Origin of the sequence: Mycolicibacterium komossense (assembly GCF_025822605.1) — a bacterium.
In the GTDB taxonomy this organism is placed as follows: domain Bacteria; phylum Actinomycetota; class Actinomycetes; order Mycobacteriales; family Mycobacteriaceae; genus Mycobacterium; species Mycobacterium komossense.
In genome coordinates, this window is sequence record NZ_JACKTY010000047.1 from 185,166 (window position 1) to 207,745 (window position 22,580).

Annotated in this window: 22 protein-coding genes; 7 read left to right on the plus strand and 15 right to left on the minus strand. The window is 67.5% G+C overall.

Translation table 11 applies throughout. The annotated features are described in order from the left end of the window. The first annotated feature begins 3 nt into the window (after positions 1–3). On the plus strand, positions 4–921 hold the full coding sequence (locus H7J73_RS28415) for an ABC transporter ATP-binding protein (RefSeq protein ID WP_264071211.1): 918 nt from the start codon (positions 4–6) through the stop codon (positions 919–921). Continuing rightward, a complete protein-coding gene (locus H7J73_RS28420; protein WP_264071147.1) occupies positions 918–2,558 on the plus strand; it encodes an ABC transporter permease in 1,641 nt (546 codons plus the stop codon). The genes H7J73_RS28415 and H7J73_RS28420 overlap by 4 nt, the downstream gene beginning before the upstream one ends. Before the next feature lie 68 nt (positions 2,559–2,626). Here the strand turns inward: H7J73_RS28420 and H7J73_RS28425 are convergent, their stop codons facing one another. Both H7J73_RS28425 and glgC read right to left on the minus strand, forming a co-directional pair. After that, on the minus strand, positions 2,627–3,961 hold the full coding sequence (locus tag H7J73_RS28425; protein WP_276031851.1) for a diguanylate cyclase domain-containing protein: 1,335 nt from the start codon (positions 3,959–3,961) through the stop codon (positions 2,627–2,629). A gap of 20 nt (positions 3,962–3,981) precedes the next feature. Next, positions 3,982–5,196 carry a glucose-1-phosphate adenylyltransferase gene (gene glgC, locus H7J73_RS28430; RefSeq protein ID WP_264071149.1) on the minus strand — a complete coding sequence of 405 codons (1,215 nt, stop codon included), beginning with the start codon at positions 5,194–5,196 and terminating at the stop codon, positions 3,982–3,984. Between the two features lie 132 nt (positions 5,197–5,328). On the opposite strand from glgC, the gene glgA reads away from it, so the two are divergent. Further along, on the plus strand, positions 5,329–6,492 hold the full coding sequence (gene glgA / locus H7J73_RS28435) for a glycogen synthase (protein WP_264071150.1): 1,164 nt from the start codon (positions 5,329–5,331) through the stop codon (positions 6,490–6,492). A 66-nt stretch (positions 6,493–6,558) separates the two neighbouring features. Here the strand turns inward: glgA and H7J73_RS28440 are convergent, their stop codons facing one another. From H7J73_RS28440 to log, 7 genes are all read right to left on the minus strand, one after another. Next, the gene (locus H7J73_RS28440) at positions 6,559–6,732 is read right to left on the minus strand and encodes a DUF3117 domain-containing protein (RefSeq protein ID WP_264071151.1); all 174 of its coding nucleotides are present in this window, start codon (positions 6,730–6,732) and stop codon (positions 6,559–6,561) included. 176 nt (positions 6,733–6,908) lie between these two features. Further along, positions 6,909–7,487, minus strand: a complete 579-nt coding sequence (locus tag H7J73_RS28445; RefSeq protein WP_264071152.1) for a DNA-3-methyladenine glycosylase I — start codon at positions 7,485–7,487, stop codon at positions 6,909–6,911. Then, positions 7,484–7,861 carry a DivIVA domain-containing protein gene (locus tag H7J73_RS28450; RefSeq protein WP_264071153.1) on the minus strand — a complete coding sequence of 126 codons (378 nt, stop codon included), beginning with the start codon at positions 7,859–7,861 and terminating at the stop codon, positions 7,484–7,486. Before H7J73_RS28450 ends, H7J73_RS28445 begins: the two co-directional genes overlap by 4 nt. Before the next feature lie 55 nt (positions 7,862–7,916). After that, the gene (locus H7J73_RS28455) at positions 7,917–8,867 is read right to left on the minus strand and encodes a glucosyl-3-phosphoglycerate synthase (RefSeq protein ID WP_264071154.1); all 951 of its coding nucleotides are present in this window, start codon (positions 8,865–8,867) and stop codon (positions 7,917–7,919) included. Next, positions 8,864–9,739: a dihydropteroate synthase gene (gene folP, locus H7J73_RS28460; RefSeq protein WP_264071155.1), complete on the minus strand. Its 876-nt coding sequence runs from the start codon at positions 9,737–9,739 to the stop codon at positions 8,864–8,866. The genes H7J73_RS28455 and folP overlap by 4 nt, the downstream gene beginning before the upstream one ends. A 153-nt stretch (positions 9,740–9,892) precedes the next feature. Then, positions 9,893–11,683 carry a long-chain-acyl-CoA synthetase FadD6 gene (gene fadD6 / locus H7J73_RS28465; RefSeq protein ID WP_264071156.1) on the minus strand — a complete coding sequence of 597 codons (1,791 nt, stop codon included), beginning with the start codon at positions 11,681–11,683 and terminating at the stop codon, positions 9,893–9,895. A 9-nt stretch (positions 11,684–11,692) separates the two neighbouring features. Then, complete coding sequence (gene log / locus H7J73_RS28470) at positions 11,693–12,286, minus strand: cytokinin riboside 5'-monophosphate phosphoribohydrolase (protein WP_264071157.1); 594 nt, start codon at positions 12,284–12,286, stop codon at positions 11,693–11,695. Between the two features lie 141 nt (positions 12,287–12,427). On the opposite strand from log, the gene H7J73_RS28475 reads away from it, so the two are divergent. Next, entirely contained in the window at positions 12,428–14,581 is a 2,154-nt protein-coding gene (locus H7J73_RS28475; RefSeq protein ID WP_264071158.1) for an ATP-binding protein, read from the plus strand. On the opposite strand, the gene H7J73_RS28480 is transcribed toward H7J73_RS28475, so the two are convergent. Beyond that, positions 14,542–15,030, minus strand: a complete 489-nt coding sequence (locus tag H7J73_RS28480) for an AfsR/SARP family transcriptional regulator (protein ID WP_264071159.1) — start codon at positions 15,028–15,030, stop codon at positions 14,542–14,544. The two genes, H7J73_RS28475 and H7J73_RS28480, sit on opposite strands and share 40 nt — an antisense overlap. Positions 15,031–15,110: 80 nt before the next feature. Continuing rightward, entirely contained in the window at positions 15,111–16,184 is a 1,074-nt protein-coding gene (gene dapE, locus H7J73_RS28485) for a succinyl-diaminopimelate desuccinylase (protein ID WP_264071160.1), read from the minus strand. Between the two features lie 49 nt (positions 16,185–16,233). On the opposite strand from dapE, the gene dapD reads away from it, so the two are divergent. Further along, positions 16,234–17,187, plus strand: a complete 954-nt coding sequence (gene dapD / locus H7J73_RS28490; RefSeq protein ID WP_264071161.1) for a 2,3,4,5-tetrahydropyridine-2,6-dicarboxylate N-succinyltransferase — start codon at positions 16,234–16,236, stop codon at positions 17,185–17,187. 11 nt (positions 17,188–17,198) lie between these two features. On the opposite strand, the gene H7J73_RS28495 is transcribed toward dapD, so the two are convergent. From H7J73_RS28495 to H7J73_RS28505, 3 genes are all read right to left on the minus strand, one after another. Next, a complete protein-coding gene (locus H7J73_RS28495) occupies positions 17,199–18,548 on the minus strand; it encodes a glycoside hydrolase family 27 protein (RefSeq protein ID WP_264071163.1) in 1,350 nt (449 codons plus the stop codon). Between the two features lie 66 nt (positions 18,549–18,614). After that, the gene (locus H7J73_RS28500) at positions 18,615–18,956 is read right to left on the minus strand and encodes a VOC family protein (protein ID WP_264071164.1); all 342 of its coding nucleotides are present in this window, start codon (positions 18,954–18,956) and stop codon (positions 18,615–18,617) included. Continuing rightward, complete coding sequence (locus H7J73_RS28505; RefSeq protein ID WP_264071212.1) at positions 18,953–20,362, minus strand: acyl-CoA synthetase; 1,410 nt, start codon at positions 20,360–20,362, stop codon at positions 18,953–18,955. The genes H7J73_RS28500 and H7J73_RS28505 overlap by 4 nt, the downstream gene beginning before the upstream one ends. A 52-nt stretch (positions 20,363–20,414) precedes the next feature. Between H7J73_RS28505 and H7J73_RS28510 the strand changes: the two genes are divergently transcribed. Both H7J73_RS28510 and H7J73_RS28515 read left to right on the plus strand, forming a co-directional pair. Next, a complete protein-coding gene (locus tag H7J73_RS28510; RefSeq protein WP_264071165.1) occupies positions 20,415–20,978 on the plus strand; it encodes an NUDIX domain-containing protein in 564 nt (187 codons plus the stop codon). Positions 20,979–21,100: 122 nt separating this feature from the next. After that, positions 21,101–21,604: an Rv2253 family sensor-like surface protein gene (locus tag H7J73_RS28515; RefSeq protein WP_435405594.1), complete on the plus strand. Its 504-nt coding sequence runs from the start codon at positions 21,101–21,103 to the stop codon at positions 21,602–21,604. Positions 21,605–21,617: 13 nt separating this feature from the next. Here H7J73_RS28515 and H7J73_RS28520 read toward each other — a convergent pair whose 3' ends face one another. Further along, positions 21,618–22,580: a proline dehydrogenase family protein gene (locus tag H7J73_RS28520; protein ID WP_264071166.1), complete on the minus strand. Its 963-nt coding sequence runs from the start codon at positions 22,578–22,580 to the stop codon at positions 21,618–21,620.

Consider the following 22,580-nt stretch of genomic DNA (forward strand, 5'->3'; position numbering starts at 1 on the left):
ACCATGACACCAAGTCTCGACCCGGGCCTCGCCATCGAGGTCCGCGGACTGACCAAGACCTTCGGGGCGGTGCGAGCCTTGGACGGTCTGGACCTCACCGTCAGGGAGGGAGAAGTGCACGGATTCCTCGGCCCCAACGGGGCCGGGAAGTCCACCACCATCCGGATCCTGTTGGGTCTGGCCAAGGCCGACGGCGGCCAGGCACAACTGCTCGGTGGTGACCCGTGGCGCGACGCCGTCACACTGCACCGGCAGATCGCCTATGTCCCAGGTGATGTCACGTTATGGCCGACGCTGACCGGCGGTGAGACCATCGACCTGCTGGCCCGCATGCGCGGCGGCATCGATGCGGCCCGTCGCGATGAACTGATCGGACGTTTCGACCTCGATCCACGCAAGAAAGCCCGTACCTACTCGAAGGGCAACCGGCAGAAAGTGTCACTGGTGTCGGCATTCTCATCCAAAGCCAGACTACTGCTGCTCGACGAGCCCAGTTCTGGCCTGGACCCGTTGATGGAGAACGTCTTTCAGCAATGCGTCCGGGAGGCCCGCGACCGGGGTGCCACCGTGCTGCTGTCCAGCCATATCCTCGCCGAGACCGAGGCGCTGTGCGACCGCGTCACCATCATCCGGACGGGCAGAACCGTCGAAAGCGGCACGCTGGAATCCATGCGGCATCTGAGCCGTACCTCCATCAAGGCCGAGATGGCCTCGGATCCAGGAGATCTCAGCCGGATCAGCGGTGTCGAGGACGTCAGCTTCGAGGGCACCACCCTGCGGGCTCAAGTCGACAGCGCCAGCATCGGCGAGCTCATCCGGGTCCTCGGCGACGCCGGGGTCCGCAGCCTGGTCAGTCAGCCGCCGACATTGGAAGATCTGTTCTTGCGGCACTACGGCACGCCCGAAAGCGTGCACGCATGAGTGCCGCGACGCTGCAGCGTCCGCCGCAACCCGCCCACCGCGCCTCGGCACACAGCTCCCCCTTTGCCGGCACGTTCGGCCTGCTGCGGCTGAACCTGCGCCGCGACCGCGTCACCGTCCCGCTGTGGATCCTGCTGCTGTCGGTACCGCTGTCGACGGTGTACGTCGGCGGCGTCGACGCGGTGTATCCGACCGTCGCCGACCGTGCCAACTTCGCCGCATCGATCATGGCCAGCCCTGCGCAGCGGGCGCTCTACGGCAATATCTACAACGACAGCCTTGGCGCCGTGGGTATCTGGAAGGCCGGGATATTCCATCTACTCATCGCCGTCGCGGCGATCCTCACCATGATCCGGCACACCCGCGCCGACGAGGAGACCGGCCGCGCCGAACTCGTCGGCTCGACCGCCGTCGGACGCTGTGCCGGCCTGACCGCAGCACTGCTCCTGACCTCGGGAGCGGCGGTGCTGACCGGGCTGATCGGGAGCGCAGGCCTGCTCACTCTCGATATCCCGGCGATGGGGTCGGTGGCGTTCGGTCTGGCCCTGGCTGGATCCGGTCTGGTTTTCACAGCCGTGGCGGCCGTGACAGCCCAGCTCTCGCCGAGCGCCAGAGTCGCCAGGGGTGCGGCGTTCGGCCTGCTCGCGGCCGCATTCACGCTGCGCGCCGTGGGCGACGCCGGTAACGGGGCTCTGTCCTGGCTGTCGCCGCTCGGCTGGTCACTGAAGGTCAAACCCTATGCAGGGGACCACTTTTGGGTTCTCACCCTGCCTGTGGCGGCCGCCACGGTACTCACGCTGCTCGCCTTCCGATTGCTGGCCCGCCGCGATGTCGGCGCCGGCCTGATCGCCGAGCGACTGGGCCCAGCCACGGCGCGACTCGGGCTGCGCAGCCCGTTGAGCCTGGCGTGGCGCCTGGACCGCGGCGCGCTGATCTTGTGGACGGTCGGGCTCTGCATCTACGGGCTGCTGGTCGGCAGCGTTACGAACGGGATAGGCGACGAGATCGGCACCAGCGGTGCCGCCCGCGAGATCGTCGCGCGCCTCGGCGGCACCGACGCCGTCGAGCAGGCCTTCATCACGGTGGCATTCGCGATGCTGGCCATGGTGGCAGCGGCGTTTGCCACTTCCCTTTCCCTGCGGCTACACCAAGAGGAAGCAAGCCAACGCGCCGAACCGGTACTGGCTGGCGCTGTCAGCCGAAACCGCTGGCTGGCAAGCCATCTCGGCATCGCAGTAATCGGCTCAGCCGTCGCGATCATGATCGCCGGCCTGGTCACCGGGCTGACCTACGGTATCGCCGCACACGATATCGGCGGAAAACTGCCGACGGTACTGGCCACGGCAGCAGTTCAGCTTCCGGTGGTCTGGCTGCTCGCCGCCGTCACGGTCGCCCTGTTCGGGGTGGTACCGCGCTTTACCCCCGTGGCCTGGGGCGTGCTGGTGGGGTTCATCGCGCTGTACTTGCTCGGTTCACTCTCCGGCGCCCCGCAGTGGATCCTGGATCTCGGCCCGTTCGCCCACACGCCGCGGGTGGGCGTCGATTTCACCGCGACTCCCCTGGTCTGGTTGCTGGCCGTCGATACCGCACTGATCACACTGGGCGCCTTCGCATTTCGGCGCCGCGACTTACGCTGAGCAAAGTGCTCCGTTACCGGGGCACGCTATTGCCGAGACCGACGTGCCCAGTGGGCAGGGGTCAACGCTCATCCCGCTTCGAAGATGCTGTACCTATTGCGGCCCGCCTGCTTGGATACGTAAAGAGCGGTATCAGCGGCCCGCAACACCGTTTCCGCGTCGGCGCCAGCTGTCGGCACGAACGCAATCCCCACACTCAGGCCGATGTTCGCCGGAACTCCCTCGACGTGAGTCGGGGCCGATACGGCACGAATCATCTTTTCTGCCAGCGTAATTGCCGGGCCACGTCGACCACCTGCGAACTGCATAGCGACGAATTCGTCGCCGCCCCTTCGCCCGACGGTGTCCTCACCGCGCACACAGGTCCGAAGCCGGCCGGCGACTTCCTGCAACACCGCATCGCCGGCGCCGTGCCCGAACCGATCATTGACTTGTTTGAAGCCGTCGAGGTCGAGACAGAACACCGCGAAGCCGTCGTCTCGGTCGGCGGTGCGCGCGATCTCACGCTCCAGCCTTTCGTAGATCAGCGCTCGATTGGGCAGGCCCGTCAGCACGTCATGCATCGCATCGTGCTCCAGGCGGGCCTCCAACTCTTTCCGCCGAGCGGTACCGCGCACCGAGGCGACATAGCCGTCCTGCTCACCGGTCACCGGATCGAAGGTGACCTGGACGAACGCCTCCAGCCACACCCAGGAGCCGTCCTTGCGCCGGTGCCGATGCTCGGTGGTGAAGTTGTCGGTGCGGCCTTCTTGTATCTCCCGCATCGATGCCCTGAACTCGGCGAGATCGTCAGGATGGACATAGTCACCGGCTCGGCTACCGACCAGCTCCTGCGGGGTGAATCCCAGCAGGCTTTCCAGGGAGGGTGACAGGTAGCTCCGAACGCCCCCGATCTCACCTCGCACGAGCGTGTCGGCGGAGTTCTCGGCCAGGGTCCGGAACAGCGCAGCCTCCGCGGTCAGCTCGCGGCGCTCGATCTGTTCGCGCAGATGCGACTGCGCGATCTCAACGAGGTCGCTGAAGCGGTCGCGGTCCTCCTGAGTGACACTGCGTGGCGCGTCGTCCGACAGACAGAGCACGCCGACCGGGGTATCGGTGCCACCGAGAATCGGTGCGGCCGCGAAGAACCGGATCCCGCTCGGCGATGCGACCAGAGGATGCGAAGCCAGGATCGGATCTCGTCGAGCATCCTCAACCAGAAGGACGGTCCGAGGGTACGGCCAATGTTCGCCGAGCGCCGCCGCCAGATCGGCCTCGGGCGGCGGCACACCAGGCCGACCGTCACCGCGGTAGGTTCCGTCTTCGAGGCAGACGAATGCATGGGGCACCGCGAAGAGCGTGCGGGCGATACGGCAGACGGCATCGAAAAGCGTTGTCGTCGAGCTCGTGTCAGATAAGGCCATCGGGGTCCGGGCTGCTGGCGCTAGATCCAGATTCCCTTACCGACGGCGACGATGCCGCCGGAGCTGATCGAGTACTTTTCGCGGTCCTTGTCCAGGTCGACGCCGACCATCTCGCCCGGCCCGACCACGACGTTCTTGTCCAGGATAGCCTTGCGCACCACCGCGCCCCGACCGATGCGGACACCGGGCATCAGCACACTGCCCTCCACAATCGCACCGTCGTCGACGACGACGTTCGACGACAGCACCGAATTGCGCACCGACGCCGCCGAGATGATGCTGCCCGCGCCGACCACCGACTCCTGGGCGGAGCCGCCGTTGACGAACTTCGCCGGCGCCAGGTTCTCCGACCCGCCGCGGATCGGCCAGCGCTTGTTGTACAGGTTGAACACCGGGTGCACGGAGACCAGATCCATGTGGGCGTCGTAGAACGCGTCGAGTGTTCCGACGTCACGCCAGTAACCGTGATCACGTTCGGTGGCGCCGGGTACCTCGTTGTTGTTGAAGTCGTATACCGAGGCCATGCCGTCCGCGACCAGGCGGGGAATGATGTCACCGCCCATGTCGTGATCGGAGTGATCCTCATCGGCGTCGGCCTTGATCGCATCGATCAGGACCTTGGTGGTGAAAATGTAATTACCCATCGACGCGAACGTCATCTCCGGATCATCCGGGGTCCCCGGCGGGTCGGCCGGCTTCTCCACCCAGCCGCGGATCCGGCCGGACTCGTCGGAGTCGATGCATCCGAACGCCGACGCCTCGGCTCGCGGCACCCGAATGCCGGCGACGGTGGCCCCCGCGCCAGTGTCTATGTGGTGCTGCAGCATCTGCTCGGGATCCATCCGGTACACGTGGTCGGCACCGAAGATGACGATGTAATCGGGGTCTTCGTCGTAGATCAGGTTCATCGACTGGTAGATGGCGTCCGCCGAACCGGTGTACCAGCGCGGGCCGAGGCGCTGCTGCGCCGGAACCGGGGTGATGTACTCACCGGCCAGCCCGGAGAGCCGCCAGTTCTGCGAGATGTGTCGGTCCAGCGAATGCGATTTGTATTGCGTGAGAACGCAGATACGCAAGAACCGCGCGTTCACGAGATTTGACAGGACGAAGTCGATCAACCGGTAGCCACCGCCAAAGGGAACCGCGGGCTTCGCCCGATCTGCCGTCAGCGGGTACAGCCGCTTGCCTTCCCCGCCGGCCAGGACGATGCCCAGCACGTGTGGCGCTTCCCTCATGGGAACAAACTTATCGGCACCCGCGGAATGCGGCTAGGGCAATCGCCTTATTGGTGCCGGTTCTCGGATTGTCCGTCAAGGTATTTGGCGTCGCGGCTGCGCTGACGCGCCGCTCCCACTACCGTCGTGCTCATGCGGGTAGCGATGATGACGCGGGAGTATCCGCCAGAGGTTTACGGCGGTGCCGGCGTACATGTCACCGAGCTTGTGGCTCAGTTGCGCCGGTTGTGTGAGGTCGATGTCCACTGCATGGGCGCGCCTCGGCCGGGCGTGATCCTGGCGCAACCGGACCCGGCCCTGGCAGACGCCAACGCGGCGCTGTCCACCCTGTCCGCGGATCTGGTGATGGCCAACAGCGCCGCACAGGCGTCCGTAGTGCATTCGCACACCTGGTACACCGGGATGGCAGGCCACCTGGCGTCGATGCTCTACGGAGTCCCGCATGTGGTGACCGCGCACTCGCTGGAACCGCTGCGGCCGTGGAAAGCCGAGCAACTCGGCGGTGGTTACCGGATTTCGTCGTGGGTGGAGCGCACCGCGGTGGAAGCCGCAGATGCGGTAGTCGCCGTCAGCTCCGGCATGCGTGAGGACGTTCTGCGGGTGTACCCGGCACTCGATCCGAACCGGGTGCACGTCGTCAAGAACGGTATCGACACTGAGGCGTGGTACCCAGCCCAGCCGGACCCCAGCGATTCCGTTCTGGCCAGCCTGGGTGTGGACCCGACGCGGCCGGTGGTCGCCTTCGTCGGCCGGATCACGCGGCAGAAGGGTGTCGCGCACCTGGTTGCCGCGGCTCACCAGTTCGCCCCGGATACCCAGCTGGTGTTGTGCGCAGGAGCCCCCGACACCCCGGAAATCGCGGCAGAGGTGTCCAGCGCGGTCGAGCGGCTGGCCGCAGCGCGGACTGGGGTGTTCTGGGTCCGGGAAATGCTCCCCATCAACAAGATTCGTGAAATTCTCTCCGCCGCGGCGGTTTTCGTATGCCCGTCGGTGTATGAGCCGCTGGGCATCGTGAACCTGGAGGCAATGGCCTGCTCGACAGCGGTGGTGGCCTCCGATGTGGGCGGTATCCCCGAAGTGGTCAACGACGGCGAGACCGGCTCGCTGGTGCACTACGACGCGAACGACCCGCGGGCCTTCGAAGCGGATCTGGCGTCCGCGGTCAACGCCCTGGTCGCCGATCCCGACAAAGCCGCCCGCTATGGGGCAGCCGGGCGCCGGCGCTGCATCGACGAGTTCTCCTGGGCACACATCGCCGAGCAGACCCTGGAGATCTACCGCAAGATCACGTCTTAGCGGCCCCTGCACTCCCCAATACGAACCCCGCGCGCCTGCGCGGGGTTCGGTATCGCCCGGGAAGCTCTAGCTGGGGCTGGTCACACTCTTGAGCTCTTCGCCCAACGCGGCGGCCTCATCCGGTGTCAGCTCGACGACCAGTCGGCCTCCGCCTTCCAGTGGTACCCGCATCACGATGCCGCGCCCCTCCTTGGTTGCTTCCAGAGGACCGTCGCCAGTCCGGGGCTTCATGGCCGCCATCGAGTGCTCCCTCCAAATCTGAGTTGACCCGCCGCTACGGGATGCGGCGTCTGGGCCGTCCGCCCGTTGCCACCGGCGGCGCCGAACTGCCACTTCACACCCCCATTGTTCCCTATCGGCGGCCGCGCGTGTGCAAGACCCGGCTCTGTGGCGTGACCCAGGCGTGGCGGCGGTCGCTATGTGACCCCCGATCGGGCCGTCGGCACCCAACAGGATTGGACATGGTCGTCCACCATGCCGGTGGCCTGCATGAGCGCGTAAGCCGTGGTGGGCCCGACGAATTTGAATCCACGACGCTTGAGCTCCTTGGCCATCGCGGTCGATTCCGGGGTGGTGGCCGGCACCTCAGACATCGAGGCGGGCCGGGGCCGGGCCGGTGGGGCGAACGACCACAGGAAATCCGAGAGATCCGTCCCGAGCTCGATGGCGGCACGTGCGTTGGCGATGGTGGCCGCAACCTTGGCTCTGTTGCGGACGATTCCGCTGTCTGCCATCAGGCGTTCGACATCGGCATCGTCGTACGCGGCGACCGTCTCGATATCGAAACCGTCGAACGCCCGGCGGAAATTCTCCCGCTTACGCAGGATCGTCAGCCACGACAGACCGCTTTGGAAGGCTTCCAGACTCATCCGCTCGAAGAGCTGGAGCCGACCCTGCAGGGGTAGGCCCCACTCGTTGTCGTGGTAGTCGCGGTAGGTCTTGTCATCGGTTTGGGCCCAGCCGCAGCGCACGCGACCGTCGTCCGGCGCGGTCACTGGCCTGGCTCCCCGCCTGCCTCGGCGTGCAGGGCGTGCGCACCCTCGTGAGGGTCGTCAGCGGGCTGCTGCGGGGCGTCGCCCGGCTCGTCACCGCGCAGCATCGCCAGCTCTCCGCGCAACGAATCGAGCTCCTGCCCCAGCCGGTCCAATACCCAGTCGACTTCGCTCGTTTTGTATCCGCGCAGCACCTGGGTGAACTTCACCGCCTCGACATCGGCGCCGACGACACCGGACGCCGGCAGCACAGTGGCCGTCGTCGCGCGGGGCAGCGGCGGTAAGCGCTCACCGCGGCCGAAGAGCAGGCTGCCCACGCCGAACAGCACTACGGCGACCAGAACGAGGACGACGAGATACAGCAGAACCAGTGTCACGACACCGATACTGCCTGATGCCCCCGACAGTGGCAGTCAGGGGCGGGCGGCCCTGTCAGCGTGCGCGCAGGGTGTTCATGGGCGGCCGGTCTTCCAGCGACACCGACGAGGTGCGCGGTGTGAACCCGTCACCATCGGCGAAGAACTGGGTGAGCCCGACGCCGGAGTCCGGGACGCCGCAGCGGCTCAGCAGGGTCGCCATGACCTGCCTGCTCATGGCGCCCAGTTCCGGCAGCGGCCGGTTGCGGTGCGCCCGCACGCCGAGGTTGACCTGTGCGATCGCGTCGAGCCCCAACCGGTCATAGGTATCGATCAGGAGCCCGATCTCGACGCCGTAGCCAGGCGCAAAGGGCACCGCAGTCAGCAGCTCGCGCGTACCGGCGTACTCACCGCCCAGCGGCTGCAGGACGCAACCGAGGTCGGGGCGTAAGGCCGACAGCAGTGGTCGGGCGACCAGTTCGGTCACGCGGCCACCGCCGTTGGCGTCCTCACTGCCACTGACCTTCAGCGGCCGACGGTAGAAACCTTTGACCAGGTGGATGCCGTCGCGGGTCAGCAGTGGCCCGACCAGGCGCGGCACGAACATCGGGTCGGGGTCGATGAGGTCGGAGTCGACGAAGACGATGATGTCGCCGGTAGTGGCGGCCAGTGAACGCCACAGCACCTCCCCTTTGCCGGGGTTCGGCGTGAGCTCGGGCAGTGCCTGCTCCCGGCTGACGACCTTGGCGCCCGCGGCGATCGCCCGGATTTCGGTGTCATCGGTGGATCCCGAGTCGAGCACGATGAGCTCGTCGACCAATCCGCCGAGCAGCGGCGAGATGGTGTCGACGACGGACGCGACGGTTTCTTCCTCGTTCAGCGCGGGGAGGACGACCGATATCGTCCGTCCCGCCTTGGCGGCCACAAGCTCGGCGATCGTCCAGGTTGGACGGCTCCAACTGTGATCGGACAGCCAAGCGTCAGCCGCAAATGTGTCGTCGGTGGCCAGCTCTGGTGTAGCAGTCATGCCAGTCCCCTCACCGTGCGCGTCGGTGCACGTAGGCCTTGGATCGACGCAACCATTTCCAGTACGCGTCGAGTGGGCCCGACTTCGTGTACTCGGAACATCCGCGCTCCGTCGGCCGCCGCCAGGGCGGTGGCCGCCAGGGTGCCTTCCAGGCGCTCCGTCAGACCCACACCCAGAGTCTCCCCGACAAAATCCTTGTTGCTCAGAGCCATCAGGACAGGCCATCCGGTCTTAACAAGATCTTTTACATGGCGCAACAAACTAAGACTGTGATAAGTGTTTTTGCCGAAATCGTGGGTCGGATCGATGAGAATCGCGTCGCGCGAAACACCCGTTGCCAACGCATGCTCGGCCGCATCCGTGACTTCGCGGATCACGTCGTCGACGACGCCTCTGGTGGTGTGGCCGTAGTTCACCCGGAAAGGCCGGGTCCGCGGGACCGCTCCCCCGGTGTGCGAACAGACCAGCCCGGCGCCGAACTCGGCGGCCACCTCGGGCAGCCCGGGGTCGGCGCCCGCCCAAGTGTCGTTGATCAGGTCGGCGCCGGCCGCGCACGCCAGTTTCGCCACCGACGCCCGCCAGGTGTCGACGCTGATCAGTTGGTTCGGATACGCGTCGCGCAGCCACTCGATGAACGGCACCACCCGCGCGATCTCCTGGTCGGCATCCACCACCTCACCCGGGCCGGCCTTGACGCCGCCGATGTCGATGACGTCGGCCCCTTCTTCGATGACGCGATGCGCCGCCGTCTTGGCGGCATCGTCGGTGAACGTGGCGCCCCGGTCGTAGAACGAGTCCGGAGTGCGGTTCACGATGGCCATGATCAGAGCACGGTCACCCGCCACGGATCGGCCGAGAAAGGTCGCCTGCACGCGTTCCAGGCTAGTTGTCGCAGCTGCGGCGACCACCGCCGAGCGCTCATCGTTGTACGGTTTGGCGCCCGATTTCTGTACCAGAGTGAGCGCTCGGCGCTACCGAGGCCTGTTCCCGGTCCTCTGGGTCAGCGCTCCTCAGGGCTTCGTACCTCAGCCCTTCGGACGCTTCCCGGCCGCCACTTCCTCGGGATACTCCTCATAAAACGGCACGTAACCCTCGTCGCGACCGGCCAGCACATACAGCGGGTCGCCGAGATCCGGGCCGTAGGCCTGTTCCCGCAGGTCGACCTTGCGGCTCTTGAAGGTCGAGGTGTGCTCCAGCGATTCGACCACCCGCACGAACAGCGGCAAGGCGTAGGACGGCAGCTTCGAATACACCGCGGCAGCCAGTCCGTTACCGTCGAACTCCGACCCGTCGCGCAGCTTGATCGCCGCCATCCCGGCACGCCCGCCCGTGTCGGGTACCTCGACGCCGTAGACCGTGCACTCCTCGATATCGGGCAGGTCGATCAGCGCGCCCTCGACCTGTGTGGTGGCGACGTTCTCGCCCTTCCACCGGAAGGTGTCACCGAGCCGGTCGGCGAACGCCGCATGACCCATACCCTGCGGGCTCATCACGTCACCGGTGTTGAACCAGACATCGCCTTCCCGAAAAGCGTTGCGCACCAACTTCTTTTCGGTCGCCGCCGGATCGGTGTAGCCGTCGAACGGGGACAACCGGTTCACCGGGCTGATCAACAGTCCGGGCTGCCCGGGCGGCACCTTGGTGACCCGGCCGGCCCCGTCGCGTCGCGGTGCCCCGGTGTCGGGGTCGTATTCGACGTACGCCAATGGCAACGGGCTGATCCCGGTGCTCTTGGCAACGTTGAAGATGTTGATGAAGGCCGTGTTGCCCTCGCTGGCGGCGTAGAACTCGCAGACCCGTCTGATCCCGAACCGCGAGGTGAATTCGTCCCAGATCTCCGGGCGCAACCCGTTGCCGGCGATCACCCGGACCTTGTGTGCCCGGTCGGTGGGCTTCGGCGGCTGGTTCAGCAGATAGCGGCACAGCTCGCCGATGTAGATGAACGCGGTCGCGTCGCTGGCGATCACCTCGTCCCAGAACCGGGTGGCGGAGAACGACCGCCCCAGCGCCAGCGTCGCGCCGGCGTTGATCACCGATGACACCGCGACCGTCAGCGCGTTGTTGTGGTAGAGCGGCAGGCAGCAGTACAGGGTGTCGTTGCTGTTCAGCCGCAGCCCGAGGCCACCGAACGCGGCGAGGGCGCGCAGCCAGCGAAAGTGCGTCATCACGCTGGCTTTCGGATTCCCGGTGGTGCCCGAGGTGAAGATGTAGAACGCGGTGTCTTTGGCGAGAACCGCCGCCGCGGACGCGGGGTTACCGGTGGGCGCTGTCACCGCGGCCTGTTCGAGCTCTTCGATCGTGGTCGGCTCGGGTGCCCCGTTCGCGACGGCGCCGCTCTCGACGATGGGCTCGACGAGATCAGCCTCCGCGACCAGCAGGCTCGCCTCGAGCAGCCCGATGCTGTGCGCCAGCACGTCGCCGCGCTGGTGGTAGTTGAGCATGCCCGCGACGGCACCGCATTTGACGACCGCCAGCATCACCAGCACCGCGTTGGGCGAGTTGCGGAGCATGACGCCGACGACGTCGCCCCGCCCGACGCCGCGGGCGGCGAGCACCGCCGCGTACCGGTTGACCGTCGCATTGGCCTGCGCATAGGACAGCGTCTGGTCGCCGAACCGGATGAAGGGGCGGTCGCCGAAGCGGGCGGCCCGGTCCTGGAACACCTTGCCGATCGACGTCTTGGAGGTCGGGCGCGCCAGCAAGCCCGTGGTGACGCCGCGCAGGATCACCGGGGCATCCTTCAGTAGACCGGGAACCTGACTGGCCAAATCGGCCAGACCGACCGAGGTGCGTGCTCCGGATTCGCGCTCAGACATGCGGGCAGCCTAACCGCGAGGCGATACCGCCGGTACCGGAGAGTCCGGCACGCACAGATCGAGCGCCGCGTCGACGTCCTCGACGACCGGCATCCGGCCCAGTGCCGCCTTGCTGACGTAGCCGGTCTCGACGAGGCCGGCCAGCCATGTCAACAACCCGTCGTAGTGCCCGACCGGATCGAGCATGACGACGGGTTTGTCGTGCATGCCCAGGTAGCCGGCGGTCCAGGCTTCGAAGAGTTCCTCGAGCGTGCCGATCCCGCCGGGGAGCGCGATGAACGCGTCCGCACGGTCTTCCATGATCTTTTTGCGCTCGCGCATGGTGTCGGTGACGATCAGTTCGTCGGCGCCGACATCGGCAAGTTCACGATGCACCAACGCTTTCGGAATCACCCCGATGGTGCGACCACCATGCGACCGTGCGCCGGCGGCCACCGCCCCCATCGCCGAGACGTTGCCGCCACCGGAGACCAGGGTCCAGCCGCGATCGGCGATCGCCACCCCCAGCGCGGTGGCCAGCTCCAGGAGACGGGAATCGGTCGGTCCTGACGCGCAGTAGACGCAGACCGCCCACTCGTTGTCCAGTTCGGTATCGCTCGGCACACCGACAAGGTAGCCCAGCCGCGGACGACGATGCAGGCGAGGAACGAGCCCGAGGAGGAGTCGCGGAATTGGGTCAAGTCGGGCTGCGCCCATTTGGGCCTAACCTCCGTCGACGCGACCTCACCGCAATACAATCCGGCGATGCCGATGCGCTGGAGCGTCCCCGTGCATGAGGCGGCAGTCCAGCAACTGGCCTCGGCGCTGCGCGATCCGGACCGGGCCGGCGCGGTCGTCCTCGGACCCGACGGGGTCGGGAAATCCACCCTGGCACTGACGGCGGTCGAGGACTTCTCCGACGCCCATCCCGACGCGGTGATCCGCTGGGTGACCGGAACGTCCGCCGAACGCGTCGTCCCGTTCGGCGCCTTCAGCGATCTGCTCGAGGTCGCCGAGATCGGCAAGCCCGCCGCATTGTTGCGCGCGGCGCGGTCCTCGCTGGCGGTGGGCCCGGGCGACCTGCTGGTCGTCGACGACGCCCAGCACCTCGACCAGCTGTCGGCGACGCTGGTCTACCAGTTGGCCCGCGCCGGCCAGACGCGGATGATCATCACCGTCGGCGCCGGCGCCACCTCCGACGAACTGGCTGCGCTGTGGACCGACGATCTGCTGGTGCGCATCGACCTCACCGGCGACGACGCCGCCGCCTCCGACGGCCGGGATGTCGACACGTTCCTGGCGGAGCTACCGGCAGGCGCGCGCACCGTGCTGAACTACCTGTCGATCCAGGAACCGCTGGCCCTGGCGGACTTACAGGCGCTGTCGTCGGCCGAGGCGGTGGACGAGGCGACGTCGGCCGGCGCGGTCGAGGTACACCTGCGCGGCCGCGACGCGGATCACCCGATGGTGTTCACCGCCCACCCGTCGTTCGCCGCACGCGCGCATGCCGCACTCGGCACGGAGGGGGCACGCCGGCTGCGCACCGAGCTGGTTGCGCGGCTGGCCGCCCGGTGCCGCGATCACCCCAGTGACAGGTTGCGGTTGGCATCGCTGGCCCTGGACAGTGCCACACCCCAGAGCACCGCCGAGATCGTCACGGCCGCAAGCGAAGCGCTGCGACTGAGTGATGTCCTACTGGCGGAACGACTCGCCCGGGCGGCCGTCGCGGATCCCGCTGCCCCGCTGGCGGCGCGATTGCTGCTGGCCCACGCCATGGGCTGGCAGGGCCGCGGCCGCGACGCCGCCGATGTCCTTGCCGCCGTCGACCCTGGGACGCTGTCCGAGCCGGAACTGATGGCGTGGGCAATTCCCCTTGCGGCCAACCAGTTCTGGATGCTCGGCGAGCCCGAACGAGCGACGGCCTTTCTGCGCACCACCCGCAGCCGCCTGACCGAACCGGCCGCCGCCGCGACCATCGACGCCCTGTCGGCCACGTTCGCGATGAATGCGGGCGCACCGCAGCGGGCACTGCAGATCGCCACCGAGGTGCTGAGCTCACCGGCGGCCGGCGATATGGCGGTAGCGTGGGCGGCGAGTGCCGCTGCGCTGTGTTCGGCCCGAATGGGCCGGTTCGCCGATGTCGCCGCGTTCGCCGAACGAGCCGACGCAGCAGAGCATCCCGGGCTGCTGCGGTTCACCGTCGGGCTCGGACGGACCACCACGCTGCTGATGGCCGGCGATCTTGACGGCGCCGAACAGATGGCCAGGCGGTACACCGATTTCGCGGAATTACAGCAGCCGGGCCGAGCGATCGGCGAGGTGTTGTTGGCTCAGGTTCTGATCGCCAGAGGCGGACCGGACGACCTGGCCGCCGCGACCGCGCTGCTGCGCCCGGCGTCGACGACGCTGGATCGGACCGGGTATTCGTGGGGCCCACTGTCGTTGATGCTGTTGGCGACGGCACTGTCGGGCCAGGGCGAGTTGACGCAGGCCGCAAAAGTGTTGTCGCGGGCAGCTTCTCGGCACGGCACCAAATCTGCCCTGTTCGCTCCCGAGTTGGGCCTGGCGCGGGCCTGGCGGCTCGCGGCAGCTCGCGACGGCCACGGGGCCGTCAGCGCAGCCCGACAGGCGGCCGGCATGGCCGAGCGGTCCGGGCAGAACGCGGTCGCTCTGCGCGCCTGGCACGACGCGGTCCGCCTTGGCGATCTGCGGGCGGCGGATCCCCTGGCCCGGCTTTCCGCCGAAACCGACTGTGTAGTCGGGCGATTGGCGGCCGAACACGGTCGGGCGCTGACCGCGGGCGAGGGTGCCGCACTGCGCGCGGTCGCGGCCGAGCTGTCCGCGATCGGTCTGGTGTCGGCGGCAGTGGACGCCGAAGCTCAGGCCAGCCGGCCCAGAGCTGACAACCTCAGACCGTGATAGCGGGTGCGCTCACCGGCGTTCCAGTGGTCGGTCCAGCCGTCGAGCAGTGCGCCGCGCTGCAGGATCGGTAGGAGTTCATCGACCACGTCGGCATCGGGTCGGCCCGGGGTAGCACGCCCGTCGAGCAACGACTCGCACAGTTCGACGGCGCGACGCCAGTCGACGTGCACCCCGGCGGCGAGTGAAAGTGATTTGGCGTCAACGGAAAACAGCCCGTCGGCACCCATGGGCCGCAGCCGCCACAGCGTGGTCCGCAGCCGCGCCGACGCGCTGGCCGACGGGATGTCTGGCCACAGTTGCGAGCAGGCCCAGAGGCGGTGCACGGGCCGTCCCGCCAACGCCGCGAGTGCGATCACCTTCTGGCACGACGGCGGCAGATCAACCAGACGGCCGCCGTGATGGACCCGGAATTCGCCGATCAAGGTGACGGAGAATCTTCCCGGCATGCACAGCTCCTGACTGATGTGAGTTACCGGGGTAAGCCGTGGATTCTTTGCGAGGTGGAGCATACGTAACGGGCTACCTGTCAGGCGCTGAGATACCGGCGAAGCATATCGACGGCCTGGGTGATCTGAGAAACCTGCACCCGTTCGTCACGGCGGTGCGCGAGATTGGGATCACCTGGTCCGTAGTTCACCGCGGGGATGCCCAGCGCCGCGAACCGGGCCACGTCGGTCCAGCCGTACTTGGCGCGGACCTGCCCACCGGCCGCTTCGACCAGCCTGGCCGCGGCAGGCTTCCCGAGCCCGGGCAACGCACCGGCCGCCGAGTCGGTCAACTCGAGGGTGACCGGCAGTCCGTCGAACACCTCGCGCACATGCTGCAACGCCGCTTCGGGGGTGCGGTCCGGGGCAAACCGGAAGTTCACGGTCAGTGCCGCGGCGTCGGGAATGACGTTGCCCGCGACGCCGCCGTCGATCCGGACCGCCGACAACCCTTCCCGGTACACACAGCCGTCGATGTCGACGCTGCGCGCCCGGTAGGCGGACAACCGCGCCAGCACGTCGGAGAGTCGGTGGATGGCGTTGTCGCCCAACCAGGACCGGGCAGAATGGGCCCGGGTACCGGTGGTGCTGATGACCACCCGGAGTGTGCCCTGACAGCCGGCTTCGATATAGCCGTCCGACGGTTCGCCGAGAATCGCGACGTCGGCGCGCAGCCAGTCGGGCAGTTCACCTTCGATCCGGCCCAAACCGTTTGCAGCCGAATCGATTTCCTCGCAGTCGTAGAACACCAACGTCAGATCGTGGGCCGGATCGGCGATGGTCGCGGCCAGGTGCAGGAAGACGGCGTCGCCCGATTTCATGTCGACCGTGCCGCACCCGTGCAGGACGTCGCCGTCGCGCCGCGACGGCAGGTTGTCAGCCACCGGCACGGTGTCGAGGTGCCCGGCGAGCATGACTCGCGTCGGCAGGCCGCGGTTGGTGCGGGCCAGCACCGCGTTCCCGTTGCGGACGATCTCATATCCGAGAGAAGAGGGAGTCTGGGACCGCAGCGCGGCCTCCACCTGGTCGGCGATCTGAGCCTCGTCACGCGAGACGCTGGGGATGTCCACCAACGCTGCGGTCAGGGCAATCGGGTCACCGTGTAGGTCGAGCACGAGTGAACAGGTTACCGGGCGATCCGGTCGAACACGCCAATCCAGTAGCGTGAACACCGTGACTGGAGCTTCGGGTATTGGACTGGCGACGCTGAGCGCCGACGGCATTGTTCTCGACACCTGGTTCCCTGCACCGGAACTGGAGACCTACGGTGACCCGGGGACGACGAAGGTGTCGGTGGCCCAGGTCACCGACGATCTTGCGGCGCTGACCGGCACCGACGAGGTCCGCGGAACCGAAACCGTCGTGGTCCAGACCACCATCGCCGACCTGGCCGACAAGGCCGTCGACGCCTACGACGTCTACCTGCGCCTGCATCTGCTCTCGCACCGCCTGGTGGCCCCACACGGGCTGAACACCGAGGGATTCTTCGGTCTGCTCGCCAATGTGGTGTGGACGAATTTCGGGCCGTGCCAGGTCGACGGTTTCGAACTGGTCCGGGCACGGTTGCGCGCCCGCGGCCCGGTGACCGTTTACAGCATCGACAAGTTCCCGCGGATGGTCGACTACGTGGTGCCAGCCGGGGTGCGCGTCGCCGACGCCGACCGGGTGCGCCTCGGGGCGCACCTGGCCGCGGGGACGACGGTGATGCACGAGGGGTTCGTGAACTTCAATGCGGGCACCCTGGGCTCGTCGATGGTCGAGGGCCGGATTTCGGCGGGCGTGGTGGTGGACGACGGGTCCGACGTCGGCGGCGGCGCCTCCATCATGGGCACCCTGTCCGGTGGCGGCAGCCAGGTCATCTCCGTCGGCAAGCGTTGCCTGCTCGGCGCCAACTCCGGCCTGGGTATCTCGCTGGGCGACGATTGCGTCATCGAGGCCGGCCTGTATGTCACCGCCGGGACGAAAGTCACCACTGCGGACGGCGAGTCAGTCAAGGCCCGCGAGCTGACCGGCGCGAACAACCTGCTCTTCCGGCGCAATTCGGTGACCGGCGCGGTCGAGGTGGTCCGCCGCGACGGGCACGGCATCACGCTCAACGAGGCACTGCACGCCAACTGATCCTGCGCGGACTAGCAGCCCGGTCGCACCCGCAGCATCCCGACCCCGTGGATGGGCACGCTGTCCTGCCCGAACACGCCTGTCGTGGTGGTGGTTTCGGTATGCGTCCACAGATCGCGCACGGTGTAGCAGGCGGCGGCAGGCAGGCCGACTGCGTTGGCCGTCGTCCGGATCGCGAGGGGTGGCTGCACCGGGTTGTAGAGAACCACTGCCACCGATCCGTCGGCCAGTGGTTTGACGATGATGTGACCATCGCTGTGCAGCGGGCTGCCCTGCAAGACCAGCGGATCCTGGTCCACGGCGATCACGTCCCGGTTGGTCAGGATCGCACGCGCCTCGGGCGCCATGGTGCGCAGGTCGTTGCCGGCAAGCAGCGGCGCGGCGAGCATCGCCCAGAGCGAAAAGTGTGTGCGCTGTTCGACTTCGGTCAGATCGGGCCGTTGATCGGAGACCTTCGCCACCACTTCTGCGGGCACCGGCTGCACCGAGATGTCGCTGGCGCTGACCGTGCCGGGCAGCGCCAGGCTGACCAACATCGACGGGTGGCCGGCAGCGAACGTCGCCCAGGGAATGCCGACCACCATCATGTCCGGATCGTTCCAATAGCCGGGCCGACTGCGCGGCGCCACCGGGATCGCGGCCGCGAACTCCAGGCTGACGCCGGCCAACCCCTGCGCCCACAGGGTGTCGTCGCCCCAGGCCGGGATCAGATCGATCGAATTGCGGGTCATATCAGCGATTCCGGACCAGTCGTAGCGCGAACCGGCGCTCGGCATCGCGGAGCTGTTCGGGTTGATGCTGTAGATGATGCGGCGGTCCGTGCCGCGCAACGCATCCCGCATCGCGGTGAAGTACTTGACCTGCTCGTCGTGGTCATTGTCGAACCGGCACCAGTCGTACTTGAGGTAATCGACACCCCACTTGGCGAACATCCGCGCATCGGCGGATTCATGCCCGGCACTACCGATCCGCGGGTCCTGCCCACAGATCTCGTTGAAGGGGCTGGCATACAGGCCCAGGGACAGCCCGCGGTCGTGCGCGTAACGCGCCACCTCGCCGATACCGTCGGGAAAGGTGTCAGGGTCCGCGCGCAGATCACCGTCGGCATCCCGGGTGGGGGCCGCCCAGCCCGCGTCGAGGTTCACGTAGCGGTAGCCGGCATCACGCATGCCCGACGAGACCATCGAGTCGATGGTCTCCTTCACGTTCTGCTCGGTCAGCGGCATCCCGGAGTTCCACGAGTTCCAGCCCATCGGCGGCGTCAGCTGTGGCGGACCCTGAGCTATCGGTGGGGCCGCACAACCCGCCGCGACGAGGATGGCCACACCGGTGGCGGCCAGCAGGTGACGGAGTCGACGCACGCCGCCAGTGTCCCAGCAGATGCTGAGTGTCCGATGGCGGACATCGACCTGCGCGAGCGCCCGTGACTACTCGCCGGCGAGAATGCAGAACTCGTTTCCTTCGGGGTCGGCAAGGACCACCCAGCTCTGCTCACCCTGGCCGATGTCGACATGTTGGGCGCCCAGGCCGACCACGCGAGCTACCTCGGCCTGCTGATCGTCGGGAGTGAAGTCGAGGTGGATGCGGTTCTTGGCGGACTTACCCTCCGGCACCGAGAGGAACAGCATGGTGGGGCCGGCGGCTGACTGCAGCTGCACATCGCCGTCCTCGGTGATCGCCAACGGCCAACCCAACACCTCCGACCACCAGGCACCCAAGGAATGGATATCCGTGGCGTCGATACAGATCTCGGTGAACCGCAGGGTCATGTCAACTCCTTCTTGAGTACCTTGCCCATCGCGTTACGGGGTAGCGCAGCCACCAGCCGGACTTCCCTGGGCCGCTTGTGCGCCGAGAGTTGTTGTCCGACATGCTCGATCAGTTCGTCCGGTACCGCCTCAGCCGCCGTGGAGGCGACGACGAAAGCGACGATCCGCTGGCCCAGGTCGTCGTCGGGCAGCCCGACGACCGCCACTTCGGCGACCGCAGGATGCCCCAGCAGCGTGGTCTCGATCTCCCCGGCGCCGATGCGGTAGCCACCGGACTTGATCAGGTCGACCGATTCCCTGCCGACGATGCGATGCATACCGGCTTCGTCCACGACCGCGACGTCGCCGGTGCGGTACCACCCGTCGGCGGCGAGCACGTCGGCGGTGGCCTCGGCGCGGTTGAGGTACCCGTCGAACAGCATCGGGCCGCGAACATGAAGGTGCCCAATAGTTTCCCCGTCATGCGGGACGGGGTCGCCCGCATCGTCGAGGAGCCGGGTCTGTACGCCGTCGAGCGGAAGCCCCACCCAGCCGGGCCGGCGTTCACCGTCGGCCAGCGTGCTCAGCGTGATCAGTGATTCGGTGCTTCCGTACCGTTCGACGGGGGCATGGCCGGTGATCTCGACCAGTCGGTCGAACACGGGCACCGGCAACGGCGCACTTCCCGACACCAGCAGACGCGCCGAGGACAGCGCGGCCGCGGCCTGGCGGTCGGCGGCCACGCGCGACCACACCGTCGGCACCCCGAAGTAGAGCGTGCCGTTGGCGGCCGCATAATTCTGCGGACTCGGTTTCCCGGTGTGCACGAAGCGATTTCCGATGCGCAGCGAGCCGAGTAGCCCCAGCACCAGACCGTGCACGTGAAACAGCGGCAGCCCGTGCACCAGCGTGTCATCCGGAGTCCACGCCCAGGCCGCGGACAGGGCGTCGATATCCGCGGCGATCGCCCGCCGACTGGTCTGCACGCCTTTCGGCGCACCCGTGGTGCCGGAGGTGTACATCACGTAGGCCGGCGCGTCGGGATGTGGTTCGGCATAGCGGTGCCAGGAGCGCGCGTGCAACCGAACCGGGACGTGCGGCAAGCCGCCGGGGTCGGCGGGCAGTTCGCCCAGCCAGGCCTGGGCCCCGGAGTCGGTGAGGATGTGGGCGCGTTCGGCGGCCCCGACGTCGGCGGGGACCGGGACGAAGGGCACACCGGCGATCAAAGCGCCGGTGATCGCCAGGACTGTCGTCGCGGTCGGAGTGGCCAGGACCGCCACCCGCGACGCCCCACCGACCCGCTCGGCCACCGAGGTCGCGGCGCCGACCAGGTCGCTTCGGCTCAGGGTGGTTCCGCCGATCGTCACGGCGTCGGCGATATCGGCACCGGCGGCGACGACCGCGGGATTCAGTGAGGTCAGCAGCACGCCTAGGACGCTACCGCGCGCCGGGACGGCGGGGTCGCCGATACTGGCTGTCGTGGATCGCATCGAGCGGGTATCGAGCCAGGTGGCCTACCGCAACAATTGGATGACTCTGCGCGAGGACGTCGTCCGTCGACCGGACGGCACCGAGGGGATCTACGCGTTCGTCGACAAGCCGACTTTCGCGTTGGTGATCCCCCGCTCCACCACGGACGAAGGCGAGCGGTTCCAGCTGGTCGAGCAGTTCCGCTACCCGGTAGGGATGCGGTCCTGGGAATTTCCGCAGGGCACCGCCCCGGGTCAGGTCGAGATGGACGGGGTGGAGCTGGCCGCCCACGAACTCCAGGAGGAAACGGGCCTGACGGCAGGCACGATGACGGCGCTGGGTTTCATCGACATCGCTCCGGGGATGAGCAGCCAGCGCGGCCAGGTTTTCGTCGCCACCGACCTCACCGAGGGCGAGCCCGACCGCGAACACGAAGAACAGGACATGCGCAGCGCCTGGTTCGGTCGGGCCGAGATGGAGCAGATGATGCGCGACGGCCGACTCACCGACGCGCAGACCCTGGCCGGATGGGCGTTGTATCTCCTGCACGAACGCTCCACCGGCAACGCGTGAGCCAAGCTCTGGCCTCGAGTCTGTAACGACTCGCGCGGCGCGTCGGGCGTCGGGCTATTTTCGTCAGATCGTCCCGTTAACGTGGTGTTTCCACAAGCTGAGAACACCGCAGAGGGACCGCCATGTCTGTACGCCGCCTGCGCACCGCGATGTGCGGTGCGCTGCTCGTCGTGGGCTTGTGCACCGCCGTCGAGGGCACGGCTCTCGCGGCGGGACAACCGTGGAACGGCCGCTACAACGTCATGACGTATGCGTCCCAGAAGGCGGGGACCAGCGTCGCCGCCCGTCAGGCGGAACCTGATTTCGGTGCGGTGTTCACCTTCTCGACCGCGTGCTCGACGTCGTCGTGCATCGCGACCGTCGTCGACGGCCCCGCGCCGACGAATCCGACCATCCCACAACCGACGCGCTACATCTGGGACGGCGCCAAATGGGCCGTGACCTACGACTGGCAGTGGGAGTGCTTCCGCGGTGACGGCGTGCCCAAGGTGTTCAGCCCGGCTACTTCATGGGTGAACTACGCGCCCCAGTCCGACGGGACGCTGCGCGGTACCTGGTACACCGACATCCTCGACGGGCCTTGTCGCGGCAACGTGCTGATGCCGGTGGCCGCCGCGCCGGCCTAACCCAGCGGCGCAATCAGGTCTGGCGTTCGGCGAGCGCCCGCAGGAAGAACGTGAGATTGGCGGGTCGTTCAGCCAGCCGCCGGACGAAGTAGCCGTACCACTGCGTGCCGAACGGCACGTACACCCGCAGGTGATTCCCGTCGTCGACGAGACGGAGCTGCTCGCCGTCACGAATGCCGTACAGCATCTGATATTCGAAATCGCCTACTCCGCGGCTGGTTTCGCGGATCAGCTCGGGTACGGCGGCGATGACCGCCGGGTCGTGCGAGGCGACCATCGGATATCCCGCGCCCCGCATCAGTACGGTCAGGCACCGCAGATACGAGTCCGTCACCTCGTCGCGGTCACGGAAGGCGACCGAGGCAGGCTCGTCGTATGCGCCCTTGCACAATCGAATTCGCGCACCGGCGGCGGCGAACTCCTCGCAGTCGCCGTAGGTGCGCTTGAGGTACGCCTGCAGGACGGTTCCGAGCCAGTCGAAGTCGTCCCGCAGCTCGCGAACGATCGACAACGTGGAGTCGGTGGTGGTGTGGTCTTCGGCGTCGATGGTCACCCAGGCCCCGACCTCACGCGCCTTTGCACAGATGGTGTGGGCGTTCTCCAGCGCGATCTTCTCGCCATCACGCCCCAGTGCCTGCCCCAGTGCGGACAGTTTCAGTGAGACCTCAAGTGACGCGGGACCGTCCCGATGCTCACCTCGAGCACCCAGAGCATCGAGCAGAGCGAGGTAGGCGACGACCGTCTGCTGCGCGGCGTCGGCGTCGGCGACGTCTTCCCCGAGGTAGTCAATGCTGACGTAGCGGCCGGTATCCCGAAGCATCGCCACGGTTTCCATCGCAGCATCGACGGTCTCGCCGGGCACGAAGCGATGCACCACCTTACGGGTTACCGGCATTCGTTCCGCGGTGTACCGAAGCCCGGCGGAGCGACTGGCCGCCATGATGGCCGGCCGGGCAACCTTGCCGAAGACCGACAT